This is a genomic window from Paenibacillus sp. FSL P2-0322 (assembly GCF_037975315.1).
GTDB classification, from domain to species: domain Bacteria; phylum Bacillota; class Bacilli; order Paenibacillales; family Paenibacillaceae; genus Paenibacillus; species Paenibacillus polymyxa_B.
Genome location: NZ_CP150243.1, coordinates 1,957,577 through 1,971,668, shown reverse-complemented (window position 1 = coordinate 1,971,668; position 14,092 = coordinate 1,957,577). Strand labels below are relative to the sequence as shown.

Sequence of the window (14,092 nt, the reverse complement as noted above, 5' to 3'; positions counted from 1 at the left end):
CGATTCCTCGGCGCACTGTGCTTTTTAGATAACAGACCTTTAAATACTTCTTGCTTATATTTTGTCAGCTTTTTAAGAATGAATGCTTGCCGTTTCAGTTGAACGTTTGGCTTCTTCCTTGATGGACTTTAGCTTTTTCATCATCGGATTGCCTCCACGTCCAAAGTAGTCGTGAAGACGGCTGTATTCCTCGTACAGCTTATCATACACGGCCGCGTTCTCAGGGATCGGCTTGAAGCTCTCGTCCCGTACACGCGCCATATGACGCGCTGCTACGACGATATCGTCGCACCCTCCAGCTTCAGCTCCCGCAGCCACTGCTGCGAACATGGCTGCACCCAACGCAGGAGTTTGGGTAGAAGCAGCGACCTTAATTTCCCGTCCGGTTACGTCAGCATAAATTTGCATCAAAAGACGATTTTTCTGCGGCAATCCACCGCACGCATACAATACGTCTACTGGCACGCCGTTATGATGGAACGCATCGACAATTTTACGTGTTCCGAACGCAGTTGCTTCCAGCAATGTACGATACACTTCCTCTGGCTTCGTCAGCAACGTATATCCGACAATCAGCCCCGTCAGGTTGGTGTCAACCAACAAAGAACGGTTACCGTTCCACCAGTCGAGTGCCAGCAATCCGGTTTCGCCCGGTTTATATTCAGCCGCTTTACGCTCCAGCCATACATGGACGTTCACACCTTCCGCAGCTGCCTGCTCCTTCAATTCGCCCGGAACAGCATGTTCCACAAACCATGCGAAAATGTCTCCTACCGCCGATTGTCCAGCCTCATACCCGTAATAGCCCGGAATAATTCCGTTCTCTACAACGCCACACATACCCTCTACTTCTTTTTCTTCCTCACCGAGGAGCATATGGCAAATGGAAGTTCCCATCGCCATCACCAGCTTGCCTGGTGTGACGACGCCTACTGCCGGAACAGCCGCATGTGCATCCACATTGCCTACCGCTACTGCCGTTCCCGGATTCAGTCCGAGTTTTGCGGCCATACCCTCTGTTAATCCACCCGCACGGGCACCCAATTCATAAATCTCACCGCGCAGCTTCGTATCCGTCAAATTATCTAGACGCGGATCGAGCGCTCTGAAAAATTCACGATCCGGATAACCATCGCGATGATGGTAAATAGACTTGTAGCCAGCTGTACACTGATTACGTTTCAGTTCCCCGCTGAGCTGGGAAATTACCCAGTCGGTCGCTTCTACAAAGCGGTCTGTTTGATTATAAATGTCCGGTGCCTCGTTCAGAATTTGCCAAATTTTTGCGATCATCCATTCGGAAGAAATTTTCCCTCCATAGCGGGGCAGAAAGGCCTCTCCTCGCTGCGAGGCAATGGCATTTAAACGGTCCGCTTCATCCTGTGCTGCATGATGCTTCCACAGTTTCACCCAACTATGCGGGTTATCTTTTAGGTTCTCGTCAAAGCACAACGGTTGTCCTTGCGCGTCGATCGGCAGCATCGTGCATGCTGTAAAATCAATTCCGATCCCGATGATATCGTCTGGAGAAATGCCAGTCTCCTTCATAACGGCAGGTATAGAAATAGTCAGCACTTCAATATAATCAGCCGGATGTTCCAGCGCCCAATCCATATCCAACTTGCGTCTGCTACCAGGCAATACTTCATCAATAACTCCATGACGGTAAAGTGTTACATGTGTAGCAATTTCAGCTCCGTCAGACAGGTCAACAATGACCGCACGGCCAGACTCCGTTCCATAATCGACACCAATTGTATACTTGCTCATTTGTGTGCCTCCTCCTTTATCGTTGACCATCATAAGCGTTCGCCCCATGCTTGCGCAGAAAATGCTTACCCAGCAGCGCCAGATCCACTAAGGTGAATTCTGGATTCCGAACGAAAGAACGGTATAGTGCCAGATGATGTGTAGGCGTATCTGACGAAGGCCGAAGGTCAACCTCGACAATATCGCCTTGTAGAATCAGTACAACCAGTTGCTCCGCTTTCAGTTCTTCATAGGCCACTCCTTGGAAGAGCCAAATTGGCCTCCCATACTTCCTTTTTCAATTGTTCTAATATGTATAAAACACACCTTTTACTATCATTTCTGAAATCTGCAATGGAGGAGGTGACTGAAACTAACTTCAAATGGAAAATTACAGGAAGGTCTTAACGACCCTTTATCCTTGGTTCCGCTTTCATTATATGCTTGTACGTACAACTTAGCTAGTCTTTTTTATGTATTTTCTCGATAGATTTATGTACTCATTTTCAGAAAAAACATAGCAAAAACAGTCTATTTCTGCAATCCAGAAAACAGACTGTTCGGTATGGCGAAAAACATGCCCATCAAATATTAAGCGTTGAAGCTGTACACTTACTAACTTGTCCTTACATGTTAAGACTGATCTCCCTGCCTAGTTTTCTCCAGGCATTACCTGAACAGGCCCCGTAGATTCACGAACGATGAGCTCAGGCGGTAGAATTAACTGACGATCTTCTTCATGGTACCCCTTCTCTTCAATCATCGACAGCATGGTATCGGCAGCACGTAACCCCAATTCTTCCTTTGGATGTCGAATTGTCGTTAGCTTGATTTCCGTTGCTGTCGCCAAAAATGAATCATCAAACCCAACCAGCGATAGATCATTGGGAATGTTCAGGCCCGCCGAACGTACAATATCCAGGAGTCGAACAGCCAACTCATCATTATAGGTCACCCATCCAGTAGGACGCTCTCCCGCCTCCATCGCCAGCAGCCTCGACGCACGTTGTAGCGGAATCTCATTTTTTTCTTCTGTCCGGTAAGTCGTTACTGCGTTCGGGTGTAATGTCACTCCATATTTGCGGTGAGCAGCCACAAATCCTTTCATACGAAGAATTCCTTGCATATCATCGGTTTTGAAAAATCCGGCCAAGCGTCGGTGTCCCAGCTTAATCAGATGCTCGGCCGCCAAAAAACCACCCTTTTCATCATCTACTCGCAGACATGGCGCATCCATTTCCTCATAACGCGCATTGATCATCAAATAAGGGATTTGGCGATTTTCCACGGTTAAATAATAGTTCAGATTGGGGTTACGCTCTCCACTTTTGGTCGGTTCAATAATAATTCCGCTCAGCGGTTGACTTAACAGCATTTCTAGGCACTGACTTTCTTGCTCAGGGTCATTACCTGTGCTTGACAGCAGCATCTTGTATCCCTGGCGACTCAATTTGGATTCAATTCCCTGTACAATGGATGGGAAAATATAATCCGATATATAGGTTGTAACGACTCCAATCGTCTTTGGATCTTCGGGCTGCTTGCTGTCCCGTGTCGCGACAAAGGTTCCCTTGCCCTGCATCCGAAACAGCCAGCCTTCCTGCACCAGCTCACCCAGCGCCTGACGCACCGTTTGCCGACTAACGGCAAATTGTTCAGACATTTCATGCTCAGATGGAAGCTGGCTTTGTGGTTCCAGTTTAGATGAATGAATCCAGGACAAAATTTCTTGTTTAACTTGTATATATTTGGGCGCCATAATTTCCTCCGTACTTGCAATATCGTGTACCTGTTCATATTCCACGATTATAGCATACCGTTCATTTGTACATACAAATGTTACAGGAACAGGATATCGTCGTATTGCTGCCGGAGGTGTAAACCCATTCGCTTATCCCTTCCTTGCCACACATAACTGGCCGAATATCTAAGGACAATTTGTGTAGATGTTACACATTACGAACGAAGCAATTGATGTTCATTCATATACTTGAGTCCAGTATAGCGATCACGCAAGGTATGGGCCGTGCGCAATGCACGCGCAAGCTGTTCCTCCGTAACCCCCAGCTCGGCAATGGTAGATGGGCCTCCGACCTGAGCCAGCCATGCACGCATCTGCTCCGACGTAGGCAAAGCCCGATACACCTTAAAAGCCTCTACATCCTGACTGGCTGCTAAATCCCTGTACAGGTCAGACAGCAATGCGGATGCTACGCCTACTTTGGCACCATGCAAAACTTGCTTGCGTCCCTCTGCAATAAAATCCATTTCAATTCGGTGGGAAATATGGTGCTCTCCCCCTGACGCTGGACGGGAATGATCTATCATCAGCATCGAAATACCAGATGCAATCAGCGCATTCATCAATACCTCGACACCAGCCTTGCTGCCTGCCGCAATCTCGTCGACATGCTCTACACAGTCACGCAGAGCCTCCTCAGTAATGCGATTAGCCACAGGTGAATATGGCTCGTTTCCCAAATCTCTGGAAACATGCCAGTCCGCTAGTGAGGTGAACTTACCGAGCATATCGCCAAAACCGGCCGCAGTCATCGTCTGTGGCGCATTTGCCAGCACGGACAAATCAGCAAAGATCGCCTCTGGCGGAACTGCTTGGAATGTCTGCTTGCTGCCGTCCACAATTAGTGGTGCGCCTGCGGAGGTAAAACCATCCACCGAAGCAGCCGTCGGAACTGACAAGAACGGACGATTCATTTTATAACATACGAAGCGAACCAGATCATGAATCGTGCCGGAGCCTACAGCAAGTACAGCCTGACTATTATCCGCCACACCCAGCAGCACTTTCATAATGTAGGTTTCATCAGCAATGACATCCCCTACAGCATTCGGAGGTAAGCGGACGACATCAACTGTCAAACCTGCCTCACGAATCAGCTCAGCCACTTTTGTTCCAGCCGCCGCCGAAGTATGCTCATCTTCTACCAGAGTTACATGACGATAATCCTGTTGGTTCAGATAAGGAACAACAGACTCCAGTGCTCCATCCCGTACCTCAATAAACAATTCAACCTTTCGGTGAGGATGATCAGCGTTACTAGCCTGCGCCTCTTCGTTCCACAGCTTGATCTGCTCATTCATATTCATTTCATCAGCCTCCTGAAAAAGGAATAATTTGCACAAGAATGATCCATAATGATTAAGAGATTCCGTTTGAAAACGATTACTATTTAATTGTACGCACAAGTGTGTGTCCAAGTCCAGAGAAAAAGTACAAGTTACTTTTTAATTTATATATTCGAAAGGAACATGTTTATGAAATTTGGAACGGATATTGCCTGTGCACTTGGGTTACTGGCAGGTACAACGTTTGGCAGTGGTATTGCTTTTTTGTTCGGCTGGCAAGCTTATCGGGCACTGACTTCTGTTGCAGTCTTTGGCGTTGCGGGGATTGTCATTACCATTGCCGTTTTTCGCTTGCTGCACCGTAAGTCACTTTCCACGTCTAATTCTCGATAAATGCTGTTAGTGAAACGAGTGCAACTTGTTTTTTTGCCAATATACATAAAAAACGGGTCTCTTAAGCAATTGCATCGCTTGAGAGTACCCGTTTTTGTTTTACAAATATTCACTTATAAAGTTGTATCAACCTCTGGATTAACATCTAATTCATAATCAATTTCATCAAACCCGAATCCAAATAATTGAAGGAAATCCAGACGGTATTGTTCAAGATCGCCTAATTCAGATACATTTTCTGTAGTGATTTCGGACCAAGCTGCTTTGACAGCCTGCTGCACATCGTCTCTCATTTCCCAGTTATCCAGACGGATGCGTCCTTCTTCATCCGTTTCCACAGTGGACCCACTGTATAGCGTCTCGAACAGACGTTGTGCCTGCTCAATACATCCCTCGTGCAGTCCCTTTTCTTTCATGACCTTAAACAGCAAAGAAATATACAAAGGCACGACTGGAATAGCCGAACTGGATTGTGTAACCAAAGCTTTATTCACAGAAACATAGGCTTTTCCATGATAACGTTCCAGTTGCTTTGTTAGAGTATGTGCTGTAGCTTCCAAATCATTTTTAGCTTGGCCAATGGTTCCTTTACGATAGATAGCCTCCGTAATTTCAGGACCAATATACGAGTAAGCCAGTGTGGTTACTCCTTCAGCCAGCAGATCAGCTTCTTCCAACGCTTTTAGCCACAAGGACCAATCTTCGCCACCCATTACCGTGATGGTGTTCTCAATTTCCTCCTGCGTAGCCGGTTCTAGCGTAATTTCTGATACGACACCTGTATTGGTATTCACTGTTTTATTAGAAAAAGACTGTCCGATAGGCTTGAGAACGGAATTAAAGGTCTCACCCGTATCGGGATGTGTCCGTCGCGGTGAAGCGACACTATACACAATCAGGTCTACCTTGCCCAGCTTTTCCTTTACCAGCTTCAACGTCTCCTGCTTAATTTCATGAGAAAAAGCATCTCCATTAATGCTTTCTGCTATGTAGCCAGCTGCTCTGGCCGCTCTTTCAAAGGCTACCGTATTGTACCAGCCTGCTGAAGCCGTGCGCCCCTCTGATGCGGGACGTTCATAGGATACCCCTATGGTGTCCGCTCCCAGACCGAAGCTCGCAGCAATACGAGAAGCCAGCCCATATCCAGTAGATGCTCCGATCACAAGTACCTTTTTAGCTCCTTGTATTGATGTGCTATCTTTGATGTAGTTGATCTGACGGTTAACATGAGCCGCGCATCCTGCAGGATGTGCAGTCGTACATATGAAACCACGAATTTTCGGTTTAATAATCATTGCAAGGGTCCCCCTACTTTAGCATTCATTTAATATGGATGTAATGGTTGTCCAGTCATAACTATATAGCAAATCAGCTTGCGGCTCAACATATAACCTAGCACTTGAAGGCAGCCGAAGAAAACCGTCGTAAACATCATAGTCTACAACGCTTTTTTACTCCACTATTCATTTTGAATCATTTTCTAACAACATCACATCTTCTCCTTGCTGTTGTCTTATTTGGATATTAGCCCTTCCCCAAGAACACATTAAGTCAATAATTTCATTTGCTGTAATTCCATATTCCGTTATATAATACTCCACTTTTGGAGGCATTTGATTATACACATGTCTACCTATGATACCATCCTTTTCAAGTTCGCGAAGTTGCTGTATAAGAACCTTTTGAGAAATGCCCGGAATACTACGCTGTAATTCACTTGTCCTTTTTCTACCAGACATTAATAAACAAATGATTAATGATTTCCATTTACCTCCGATGATCTCAAGTGTTGCTTCTATGCCTAAATTATATTGTTTCATAGTACCACCTCTTCAACGCTAAAAATAACAAAGTTTATCTAATTAATTTTATAATTGCGTATCTTCACTCTAAGTCCAATGCACACTTTCAAGTAACTATCTTACTTTATTGTGTGTATTTACTTTTTTTGAAGCATACAGAATAATAATAGAGCATCTACAAAGGCAAATATGTTACGTAAGAAAGGTGATTTATGATGAAAACTCTTGTGATTTTAGCTCATCCCCATATCGAAGATTCTAGAGTAAATAACAGATGGAAACGAGAATTACTTCAATATACCAATGAAATTACAATTCACGAAATTTATAAAGAGTACCCAAACTGGAGCATTGATGTTTTGAAAGAGCAAAAGTTACTTGAAGCACATAGTAATATCATATTTCAATTCCCTTTATATTGGTATAGTTACCCGCCTTTATTAAAAAAATGGATGGATGATGTTTTTACTCATGGATGGGCTTATGGTTCACAAGGTGATAAGTTAAAAGGAAAGAAGCTAGGGATAGCCATGTCCATTGGCGATAAAAAAGAAAATTACTCACCTACTGGTTCCGTTTCTTTTACTGTAGATGAAGTTATAGCACCTTTTAAAGCAAGCGCAGTGCATGTTGGCGCGATAACATTACCCTATTTCGCTGTCTTTGGAGCCTCGTTTCAAGCAAGCGACGAAGACATTAATCAGAGTGCAAAGGACTATATTAAATATATATTTCAGTATAAATAAAATAGTTATAATGGTACACGCATCTTAACCATATAAAAACAGGCTCTTGGTGGCATCCAGCCAATCCAAGAACCTGTAAATGTTAGGCTATGATGCGGTCGAGAGGACTCGAACCTCCACGGGGGTTAGCCCACACGGACCTGAACCGTGCGCGTCTGCCAATTCCGCCACGACCGCATATTATGTACTCACACCGATGTTTTTCAGTCACCGTAATTAAGATTATATCTTTCATAGAACATAAAATCAAGCCATTTTTATTTTGTATTTTCTATGAATCATTTCCGCAAATATAAGAAAATCACTGGATATCACAATCCATATATGGTAAAATGGGTCCATCAGGAAAGGAGGTGCGTCAACATCAATAATCGCATGTTGAGCGTATCCCTTACCCGGTCCGTTATTCTCTAATTTACAGAGTTGACGGAGGCGCGGGATACGGATCAAAGCTTTAATTAAGCGCCACGGGTAGAAAGACCGTCCTCGGACGGTCTTTTTTATTTCAACATCATCTATAAGATTACATACTGCACTGTGAAAGAGGAGATACGATGTCGATTAGACCCGCAAATGTGGAAGAGCTCAACGAGTTGACAGCCATCTGGCTGGATGCTTCCATAGAAGCCCATCATTTTATTGCTCCGCAGTATTGGGCATCACAAGTTACCGAGATGGAAAACAGGTACCTTCCCCTCGCTCAAAACTACGTTATCATACAAGATGATCATAGCATTGGCGGCTTTGTTTCCATGTTGGATGGATACTTGGCGGCTCTGTTTATACGTGTTGATTCTCAAAGAAAAGGCTATGGCAAGTTACTACTAGATTGGATCAAGAAGCAACATGATGAGATTCAATTAAAAGTATACCAGTCGAACACGAAAGCATTTAACTTCTATACCAAAAATGGATTTACCATTCAAGCGGAATCTGTTGATGCCGAAACTGACGAGAAAGAATTTGTGATGGCATGGACAAAACATTAACGATAATGAAACACCTTTAGCTATATAGTCTTCTTATTTAACCTATAGACCTCGGTATATAAAATCTCTTTAAACGGAGCAAAATCCTGTTCAGCCAGCGCACCTGGATAGCTCATAATTTGAAGCCGCAGATCAGCCTGTCCTTCTCTTAAAGGGGGCTGTACATAGTCAAAATGGTTCAGATGAAACCCCAAACGTTCATAAAAACCAATTCTTCTCCGAGTCCATTCATCCACTGGTGGCTCAACCTCCAGTACTACCGGTTTACCGGACTGTGAAATAAACTTGCTCATAAGCTCTTTACCTAACCCGCCACCTCGTATAGCCGAATCTACGGCAATATGCTCTACAAACCGAAAATCTGTAAACTCCCATCCCGCCAAAAAAGCAATTATTTGCCCTTGTTCGTCCTTTTTGGTAAGTAAACGATAACATGGATGATGAAGCAGAGCCCTTTGTGACTCGGATGTTCTGCATTCCGTTTCAGGAAAAGAAGCCTCCATAATCGCATATACTTGAGAGAATTCTAGTTCATTCATTTATACTTTCAACTCCTCTAACGTTAACTTGTTGGTCTACTAATGTCATTTACATTAGGGCCCTAACCCTTTAGACCTTGTTTAATTCCATAAGCGTCAGCAATATGTGTTCCAACAGCTCTGGAATGTCTTCCATCTGATCTTCGTTAATTTGTCTGGAAAATCGGAGTTCAATCCTGTTTTGGTATATAGACGTCTTCTCTCCGTAAATCTGACTAAGGGTTTGTACCGGTCTAAGATCGGGCTTCCAAATTTCGGCCAGTATATTTTCAATCCGGCTGCATTGTGACTCAATCTCACGAATTTCCATGTAAAAACTCAGTAACAAGACACATCCCGGAATTTGATCTTTAATTTCCAAAATTTCCGCAGCCAAGTTGTTTAAATCCGCCTTTAGTTGAATCTCTGCTGTCACACCCGGGTGTTCTCTCAGTCTGAATTGGACAGCAAATTCACGTGACATCACAGACATTTCCAATCTGTCGATCCGCTGTGTAATGTCAATACGTGAATCCAAATTATCCAGATCGTATACTGTATTTTCCATGGCCACTTTTAAATTATCAAAAACCGTCGGATCGAACATATATTTTTCACCTCCAATTATGGAGTATAACATAGCTTGTGTTACTCCTAAAATAGGATGCCCCTTTTCACGACAGCATATTAAGACGGGATTTTATAGTATACAGTAAGTTGGCTAACTCTTAATTGAAGTTTAGTGAATAAATTTGTAAAAACGCATAATTGTGACAAAAAAATATATATTTTTGTTTATAGTTCCATTTTTATTCCATTTTATTGGGATTAAATATATAATAATGGATGTAATTGGTTATATATATTCGTTTAAATCCCAAAATATAAGAAGGGAAGAGATTATTAAATGAAAAAGGCAGTTTTTTCTACACTAGGTCTTGCACTTCTATTAAGCACATCCACCGCCGTTGCATCTGCTCAAGAAGCAGCACCCGCATTGCAAAAGGAATCTATCCAGCTATCTGGAATGGGACTGACAGAGAGCCTAATAATAGCTTTGAAGAAGCAAGCGAAATTTTTTTAGGTGATAATATATATGGAAGCATTGGAGAACTTATTGATGGAAGATACTATGACACCTACGACGTTTACAAATTCAAGGTTTTTGAAACCAAGTGGGTTGATTTTAAACTTGAAGGAGATAAGTATCCGAGTGCGTGGTTAAAAATGGTTTTACGTGACAGCAATGGTCATAAGATAAAGTCGGCAAATGATGGTCAGTACACTTTAGGTAAAGAACTTGAAGCAGGCAAATGGTACTACTTAGAAGTAGAAACGCCAGGCTACGAAATCGGTCAATTGTTCTGGTATAAAATTCCGGCTACAATTGGACAATAAAATACGTTGCCTTCGTAGATTCAAATAAAGAGTCTAGCCTCTATTTTAAGGTATAAGGCTCTTTTAGTTCAGATTACATTATCCATTCGTGCCACTCCAGTCCATTAATTCTGTCTATTTTACACTAAACACGAGCTAAAGCCCGAGTAGGAAAACTTGTCGAATCCTTAAATGCCTCACAGATATATTCACCTCTACCTATTATTTCATCTCACACATCAAGTCCATTTTTAAATAATTCCCAATTTAGTATTTATATTTTACTCATTTATCTCCATGATTTTAACCCCCTTAAAAACCCTAAAAAAGAAAGGAACTTTACTATGAAAAAGACATTGTTAGCTTCATTAGGCCTGACACTTATGCTGAGTACTACTGCTGGTATCGCTGCAGCCGAAGAAACAAACCCTACAGCAAACAAGCAACTAATTGCTGTTCCAACCCTTACTGGAAATGAACAGGAACCAAATGGCACCTTCGAACAAGCGAACCCTTTTTTTGTAGGTGATTCTATCATTGGGACCCTTGGTAAAGAAGGGGTTCCTGGAGTCTGGGAAGCCTATGATGTATATAAATTTAAGGCTTATGAATCGCAAAAAGTTCATTTTGCAATTCAGGGAGACAGATACTCTGATTCCTGGTTGCAAATGACTGTTTATAATAGTAATCATCATAAATTGAGTCGTTCAAGAGACGATCAATATTTTTTAGATGTAGAATTTGAAAAAGGTAAGGAATACTACCTAGTCGTCGAAGCACCAGGACTTGAACCTTATACAGGTAGGACGTTCTTTTATAAAGTCTCTACTGAACCTAACTAAAATTATGTATTTACTTAGTAGTTTAGAAAATCAATAAATACTAACTACAAAAGCCGTGCCCCTATTTCAGGGACGCGGCTTCTTGTGTTAAGTCACTTCACATTATTTATTCCTTACGACAAACGCGAGCTAAAGTCCTCGTAGGAGAACTGACGGATTACCTTGATGCCTTCTTCGTCGTTGTAGCTGGCGATGGCTGGCAGGTTGACTCCGTTGAACATGTGGTTTTTGACCATCGTGTAATGGGCCATGTCGCAGAATACAAGCTTGTCTCCCGGCTTCAATGGCTCTTTAAAGGAATAGTCACCAATCACATCTCCAGCCAAGCACGTAAGTCCACCAAGTCTGTAGGTGTAAGCATACTCGCCAGGCTGGCCTGCATCGATGATGTTCGGGCGATATGGCATTGCCAGTACATCAGGCATATGACATTCAGCCGAAGTATCCAAAATGGCAATATCCATTCCGTTTTTCATCGTATCCAATACGGTAGCAACCAGATACCCAGTATTCAAAGCAATAGCTTCGCCCGGCTCCAAATAAACCTGCACACCATATTTATCTTGAAAATATTGAATACAGCGTACCAGCGTGTCCAGATCATAGTCTTCTCTGGTAATATGGTGGCCGCCGCCGAAATTGAGCCATTTCATGTTCTTAATGTATGGTCCGAATTTCTCATCCACGACTTTAATGGTGCGCTCTAGCGTATCTGAATTCTGTTCACACATCGTATGAAAATGAATACCGTCTACGCCATCCAGATCCTCAGGTCTAAAGTTAGCCAGAGTCACACCCATTCTGGAGTTGTTGTAGCAAGGATCATACAGCGGCGTTTCGATTTCCGAATATTCTGGATTAACCCGAATGCCGATGTCGATTTTTTTGGAAGTTACGCCTTGCACTCTGCTTTTGTAGCGTTTCAGTTGATCAAAGGAGTTGAAAACAATATGGTCAACATACTCCAATAGCTCATCAAATTCACTGTCAACATAAGCAGGTGCGTATACGTGAACCTCTTTGTCCATTTTTTCGCGACCAAGTCGTGCTTCGAACAACGAACTGGAGGTTACGCCTTTTAAGTATTTGCCAACCAGAGGAAAGGTCGAAAACATCGAAAATCCCTTAAGAGCGAGCAAAATACTGCAGCCTGTCCGCTCTTGAACGGAATTTAAAACCTCAAGGTTTTTGACAAGAAGTCTTTCGTCAACAAGATAACAAGGTGATGGAAGTCCTGTAATATCAATATTCATCGCAGACCTCAATCAAGCAACGTTGGCGTAAAGTTCTCTTGCCATGGCAATCCGTGTTTATTTAGTGCTTCCATAAATGGATCTGGATCAAATTCCTCAACGTTGTAAACGCCTGGTTTTTTCCAGATACCTTTGATAATAAGCATTGCGCCGATCATGGCAGGAACACCAGTTGTGTAAGAAATGGCTTGAGAGCCAACCTCTGCATAACATTCCTCATGATCACAAACATTGTAAACATAATACGTTTTTGGTTTTCCATCTTTCACACCTTGGATGATGCAACCAATGTTCGTTTTGCCTTTTGTTCTTGGTCCCAGAGAAGCCGGGTCTGGCAAAATAGCTTTCAGGAATTGCAGTGGAATGATTTGTTGTCCTTCGTAATCAATAGGCTCGATAGAAGTCATGCCTACGTTTTGAAGTACATTCAGATGATTCAGATAATTGTCCGAGAACGTCATCCAGAAGCGGATTTTTTTCACGCCTTTAATATTCACTGCAAGAGATTCCAGTTCTTCATGGTACAAAAGATATATATTTTTCGGTCCAATTTCAGGAAGGTCGTATACCTTTTTCTCAGAAAGTGGCTCAGTTTCAATCCATTCTCCGTTTTCAAAGTAACGGCCCTTCGCCGTAATTTCACGAATATTGATTTCCGGATTAAAATTAGTTGCAAAAGGATATCCGTGGTCCCCTGCATTCGCATCCACAATATCAATCGTATGAATTTCATCAAAGTAGTGCTTTTGAGCATAAGCCGTAAATACTCCAGTTACGCCTGGATCAAAACCGCTGCCCAGCAGAGCTGTAATTCCTGCTTTTTCGAATCTTTCTTTGTAGGCCCATTGCCAGCTGTATTCAAACTTCGGCGTATCCGGCGGTTCATAGTTCGCCGTATCAACGTAATGAACACCTGTCTCAAGGCAAGCATCCATTATCGTCAAATCCTGATAAGGGAGAGCCACATTGATAACTACATCCGGTTGAAAGCTTCGAATCAAGTCAATGACCATGTCGGTGTTGTCAGCATCAAGCTGAGCCGTTTGTATCTTCGTACGACCTCCACCCAGCTTCTCTTTAAGCGCATCGCATTTCTCAACAGTTCTGCTTGCGATACAAATTTCTTCAAATACATCTGGGTTTTGGCAACATTTATGCACCACAACGCTGGCCACGCCACCGGCGCCAATAATCAATGCTTTTCCCAAAATAAATAACCTCCTTATTCCATACGCTAATCGCTAATCATTCTTGCAAACAAAATGATTATAAAGACATCCCACCAAATAATCAAGAAAAACGACAATTTGCTGTATCAAAATTCACAGGAGCATGT

The 14,092-nt window shown here is 42.8% G+C and carries 15 protein-coding genes, 1 tRNA gene and 1 pseudogene; 6 read left to right on the top strand and 11 right to left on the bottom strand.

The genetic code is table 11. The annotated features are described in order from the left end of the window. Positions 1 to 72: 72 nt before the first annotated feature. The 4 genes and pseudogenes from MKY24_RS08775 to MKY24_RS08760 form a co-directional block, all read right to left on the bottom strand. Positions 73 to 1,770 carry a ribulokinase gene (locus MKY24_RS08775; protein WP_339201790.1) on the bottom strand — a complete coding sequence of 566 codons (1,698 nt, stop codon included), beginning with the start codon at positions 1,768 to 1,770 and terminating at the stop codon, positions 73 to 75. A 112-nt stretch (positions 1,771 to 1,882) separates the two neighbouring features. Continuing rightward, positions 1,883 to 2,063: pseudogene (locus MKY24_RS08770) on the bottom strand (class II aldolase/adducin family protein); the annotation flags it as partial. 338 nt (positions 2,064 to 2,401) lie between these two features. Beyond that, positions 2,402 to 3,508 (bottom strand): GntR family transcriptional regulator, encoded by a 1,107-nt coding sequence (locus MKY24_RS08765; protein WP_053325140.1) that lies wholly within the window; start codon positions 3,506 to 3,508, stop codon positions 2,402 to 2,404. 197 nt (positions 3,509 to 3,705) lie between these two features. Further along, positions 3,706 to 4,857 carry a sn-glycerol-1-phosphate dehydrogenase gene (locus tag MKY24_RS08760; protein ID WP_053325139.1) on the bottom strand — a complete coding sequence of 384 codons (1,152 nt, stop codon included), beginning with the start codon at positions 4,855 to 4,857 and terminating at the stop codon, positions 3,706 to 3,708. 168 nt (positions 4,858 to 5,025) lie between these two features. On the opposite strand from MKY24_RS08760, the gene MKY24_RS08755 reads away from it, so the two are divergent. Next, on the top strand, positions 5,026 to 5,229 hold the full coding sequence (locus MKY24_RS08755) for a hypothetical protein (protein ID WP_023987976.1): 204 nt from the start codon (positions 5,026 to 5,028) through the stop codon (positions 5,227 to 5,229). Between the two features lie 113 nt (positions 5,230 to 5,342). Here MKY24_RS08755 and fabV read toward each other — a convergent pair whose 3' ends face one another. Then, positions 5,343 to 6,524 (bottom strand): enoyl-ACP reductase FabV, encoded by a 1,182-nt coding sequence (fabV, locus tag MKY24_RS08750; protein WP_023987975.1) that lies wholly within the window; start codon positions 6,522 to 6,524, stop codon positions 5,343 to 5,345. A gap of 168 nt (positions 6,525 to 6,692) precedes the next feature. Further along, positions 6,693 to 7,049: a helix-turn-helix domain-containing protein gene (locus MKY24_RS08745; protein ID WP_023987974.1), complete on the bottom strand. Its 357-nt coding sequence runs from the start codon at positions 7,047 to 7,049 to the stop codon at positions 6,693 to 6,695. 197 nt (positions 7,050 to 7,246) lie between these two features. Here MKY24_RS08745 and MKY24_RS08740 point away from each other — a divergent pair, with 197 nt between their 5' ends. After that, positions 7,247 to 7,777, top strand: coding sequence for an NAD(P)H-dependent oxidoreductase (locus MKY24_RS08740; RefSeq protein WP_053325138.1), 531 nt, complete (start codon positions 7,247 to 7,249; stop codon positions 7,775 to 7,777). A 93-nt stretch (positions 7,778 to 7,870) separates the two neighbouring features. On the opposite strand, the gene MKY24_RS08735 is transcribed toward MKY24_RS08740, so the two are convergent. Beyond that, a tRNA-Leu gene (locus tag MKY24_RS08735) sits at positions 7,871 to 7,954 on the bottom strand. A gap of 377 nt (positions 7,955 to 8,331) precedes the next feature. On the opposite strand from MKY24_RS08735, the gene MKY24_RS08730 reads away from it, so the two are divergent. Then, the gene (locus tag MKY24_RS08730) at positions 8,332 to 8,766 is read left to right on the top strand and encodes an N-acetyltransferase (protein ID WP_053325137.1); all 435 of its coding nucleotides are present in this window, start codon (positions 8,332 to 8,334) and stop codon (positions 8,764 to 8,766) included. Between the two features lie 20 nt (positions 8,767 to 8,786). Here the strand turns inward: MKY24_RS08730 and MKY24_RS08725 are convergent, their stop codons facing one another. After that, positions 8,787 to 9,305, bottom strand: coding sequence for a GNAT family N-acetyltransferase (locus MKY24_RS08725; RefSeq protein WP_023987972.1), 519 nt, complete (start codon positions 9,303 to 9,305; stop codon positions 8,787 to 8,789). Positions 9,306 to 9,375: 70 nt separating this feature from the next. Further along, on the bottom strand, positions 9,376 to 9,891 hold the full coding sequence (locus tag MKY24_RS08720) for a hypothetical protein (protein ID WP_023987971.1): 516 nt from the start codon (positions 9,889 to 9,891) through the stop codon (positions 9,376 to 9,378). A gap of 300 nt (positions 9,892 to 10,191) precedes the next feature. Between MKY24_RS08720 and MKY24_RS08715 the strand changes: the two genes are divergently transcribed. From MKY24_RS08715 to MKY24_RS08705, 3 genes are all read left to right on the top strand, one after another. Beyond that, positions 10,192 to 10,368: a hypothetical protein gene (locus MKY24_RS08715; protein WP_279831273.1), complete on the top strand. Its 177-nt coding sequence runs from the start codon at positions 10,192 to 10,194 to the stop codon at positions 10,366 to 10,368. 143 nt (positions 10,369 to 10,511) lie between these two features. Then, positions 10,512 to 10,682 (top strand): hypothetical protein, encoded by a 171-nt coding sequence (locus tag MKY24_RS08710; protein ID WP_279831274.1) that lies wholly within the window; start codon positions 10,512 to 10,514, stop codon positions 10,680 to 10,682. Between the two features lie 323 nt (positions 10,683 to 11,005). Then, positions 11,006 to 11,503 (top strand): hypothetical protein, encoded by a 498-nt coding sequence (locus MKY24_RS08705; protein ID WP_279831275.1) that lies wholly within the window; start codon positions 11,006 to 11,008, stop codon positions 11,501 to 11,503. A gap of 113 nt (positions 11,504 to 11,616) precedes the next feature. Here MKY24_RS08705 and nspC read toward each other — a convergent pair whose 3' ends face one another. Together nspC and MKY24_RS08695 are read right to left on the bottom strand one after the other, a co-directional pair. Further along, positions 11,617 to 12,756 carry a carboxynorspermidine decarboxylase gene (gene nspC, locus MKY24_RS08700; protein ID WP_023987969.1) on the bottom strand — a complete coding sequence of 380 codons (1,140 nt, stop codon included), beginning with the start codon at positions 12,754 to 12,756 and terminating at the stop codon, positions 11,617 to 11,619. An 8-nt stretch (positions 12,757 to 12,764) separates the two neighbouring features. Then, positions 12,765 to 13,964 carry a saccharopine dehydrogenase family protein gene (locus MKY24_RS08695; RefSeq protein ID WP_013309649.1) on the bottom strand — a complete coding sequence of 400 codons (1,200 nt, stop codon included), beginning with the start codon at positions 13,962 to 13,964 and terminating at the stop codon, positions 12,765 to 12,767. Positions 13,965 to 14,092: the final 128 nt, after the last annotated feature.

What these genes read in the sequence shown, in the direction of transcription:
- MKY24_RS08740 (WP_053325138.1), top strand. Translation starts at nt 7,247, where the DNA reads ATGAAAACTCTTGTGATTTTAGCTCATCCCCATATCGAAGATTCTAGA.
- MKY24_RS08730 (WP_053325137.1), top strand. Translation starts at nt 8,332, where the DNA reads ATGTCGATTAGACCCGCAAATGTGGAAGAGCTCAACGAGTTGACAGCC.
- MKY24_RS08715 (WP_279831273.1), top strand. Translation starts at nt 10,192, where the DNA reads ATGAAAAAGGCAGTTTTTTCTACACTAGGTCTTGCACTTCTATTAAGC.
- MKY24_RS08710 (WP_279831274.1), top strand. Translation starts at nt 10,512, where the DNA reads ATGGTTTTACGTGACAGCAATGGTCATAAGATAAAGTCGGCAAATGAT.
- MKY24_RS08775 (WP_339201790.1), bottom strand. Translation starts at nt 1,770, where the DNA reads ATGAGCAAGTATACAATTGGTGTCGATTATGGAACGGAGTCTGGCCGT.
- MKY24_RS08765 (WP_053325140.1), bottom strand. Translation starts at nt 3,508, where the DNA reads ATGGCGCCCAAATATATACAAGTTAAACAAGAAATTTTGTCCTGGATT.
- MKY24_RS08705 (WP_279831275.1), top strand. Translation starts at nt 11,006, where the DNA reads ATGAAAAAGACATTGTTAGCTTCATTAGGCCTGACACTTATGCTGAGT.
- MKY24_RS08760 (WP_053325139.1), bottom strand. Translation starts at nt 4,857, where the DNA reads ATGAATATGAATGAGCAGATCAAGCTGTGGAACGAAGAGGCGCAGGCT.
- MKY24_RS08720 (WP_023987971.1), bottom strand. Translation starts at nt 9,891, where the DNA reads ATGTTCGATCCGACGGTTTTTGATAATTTAAAAGTGGCCATGGAAAAT.
- fabV (WP_023987975.1), bottom strand. Translation starts at nt 6,524, where the DNA reads ATGATTATTAAACCGAAAATTCGTGGTTTCATATGTACGACTGCACAT.
- MKY24_RS08725 (WP_023987972.1), bottom strand. Translation starts at nt 9,305, where the DNA reads ATGAATGAACTAGAATTCTCTCAAGTATATGCGATTATGGAGGCTTCT.
- MKY24_RS08745 (WP_023987974.1), bottom strand. Translation starts at nt 7,049, where the DNA reads ATGAAACAATATAATTTAGGCATAGAAGCAACACTTGAGATCATCGGA.
- nspC (WP_023987969.1), bottom strand. Translation starts at nt 12,756, where the DNA reads ATGAATATTGATATTACAGGACTTCCATCACCTTGTTATCTTGTTGAC.
- MKY24_RS08755 (WP_023987976.1), top strand. Translation starts at nt 5,026, where the DNA reads ATGAAATTTGGAACGGATATTGCCTGTGCACTTGGGTTACTGGCAGGT.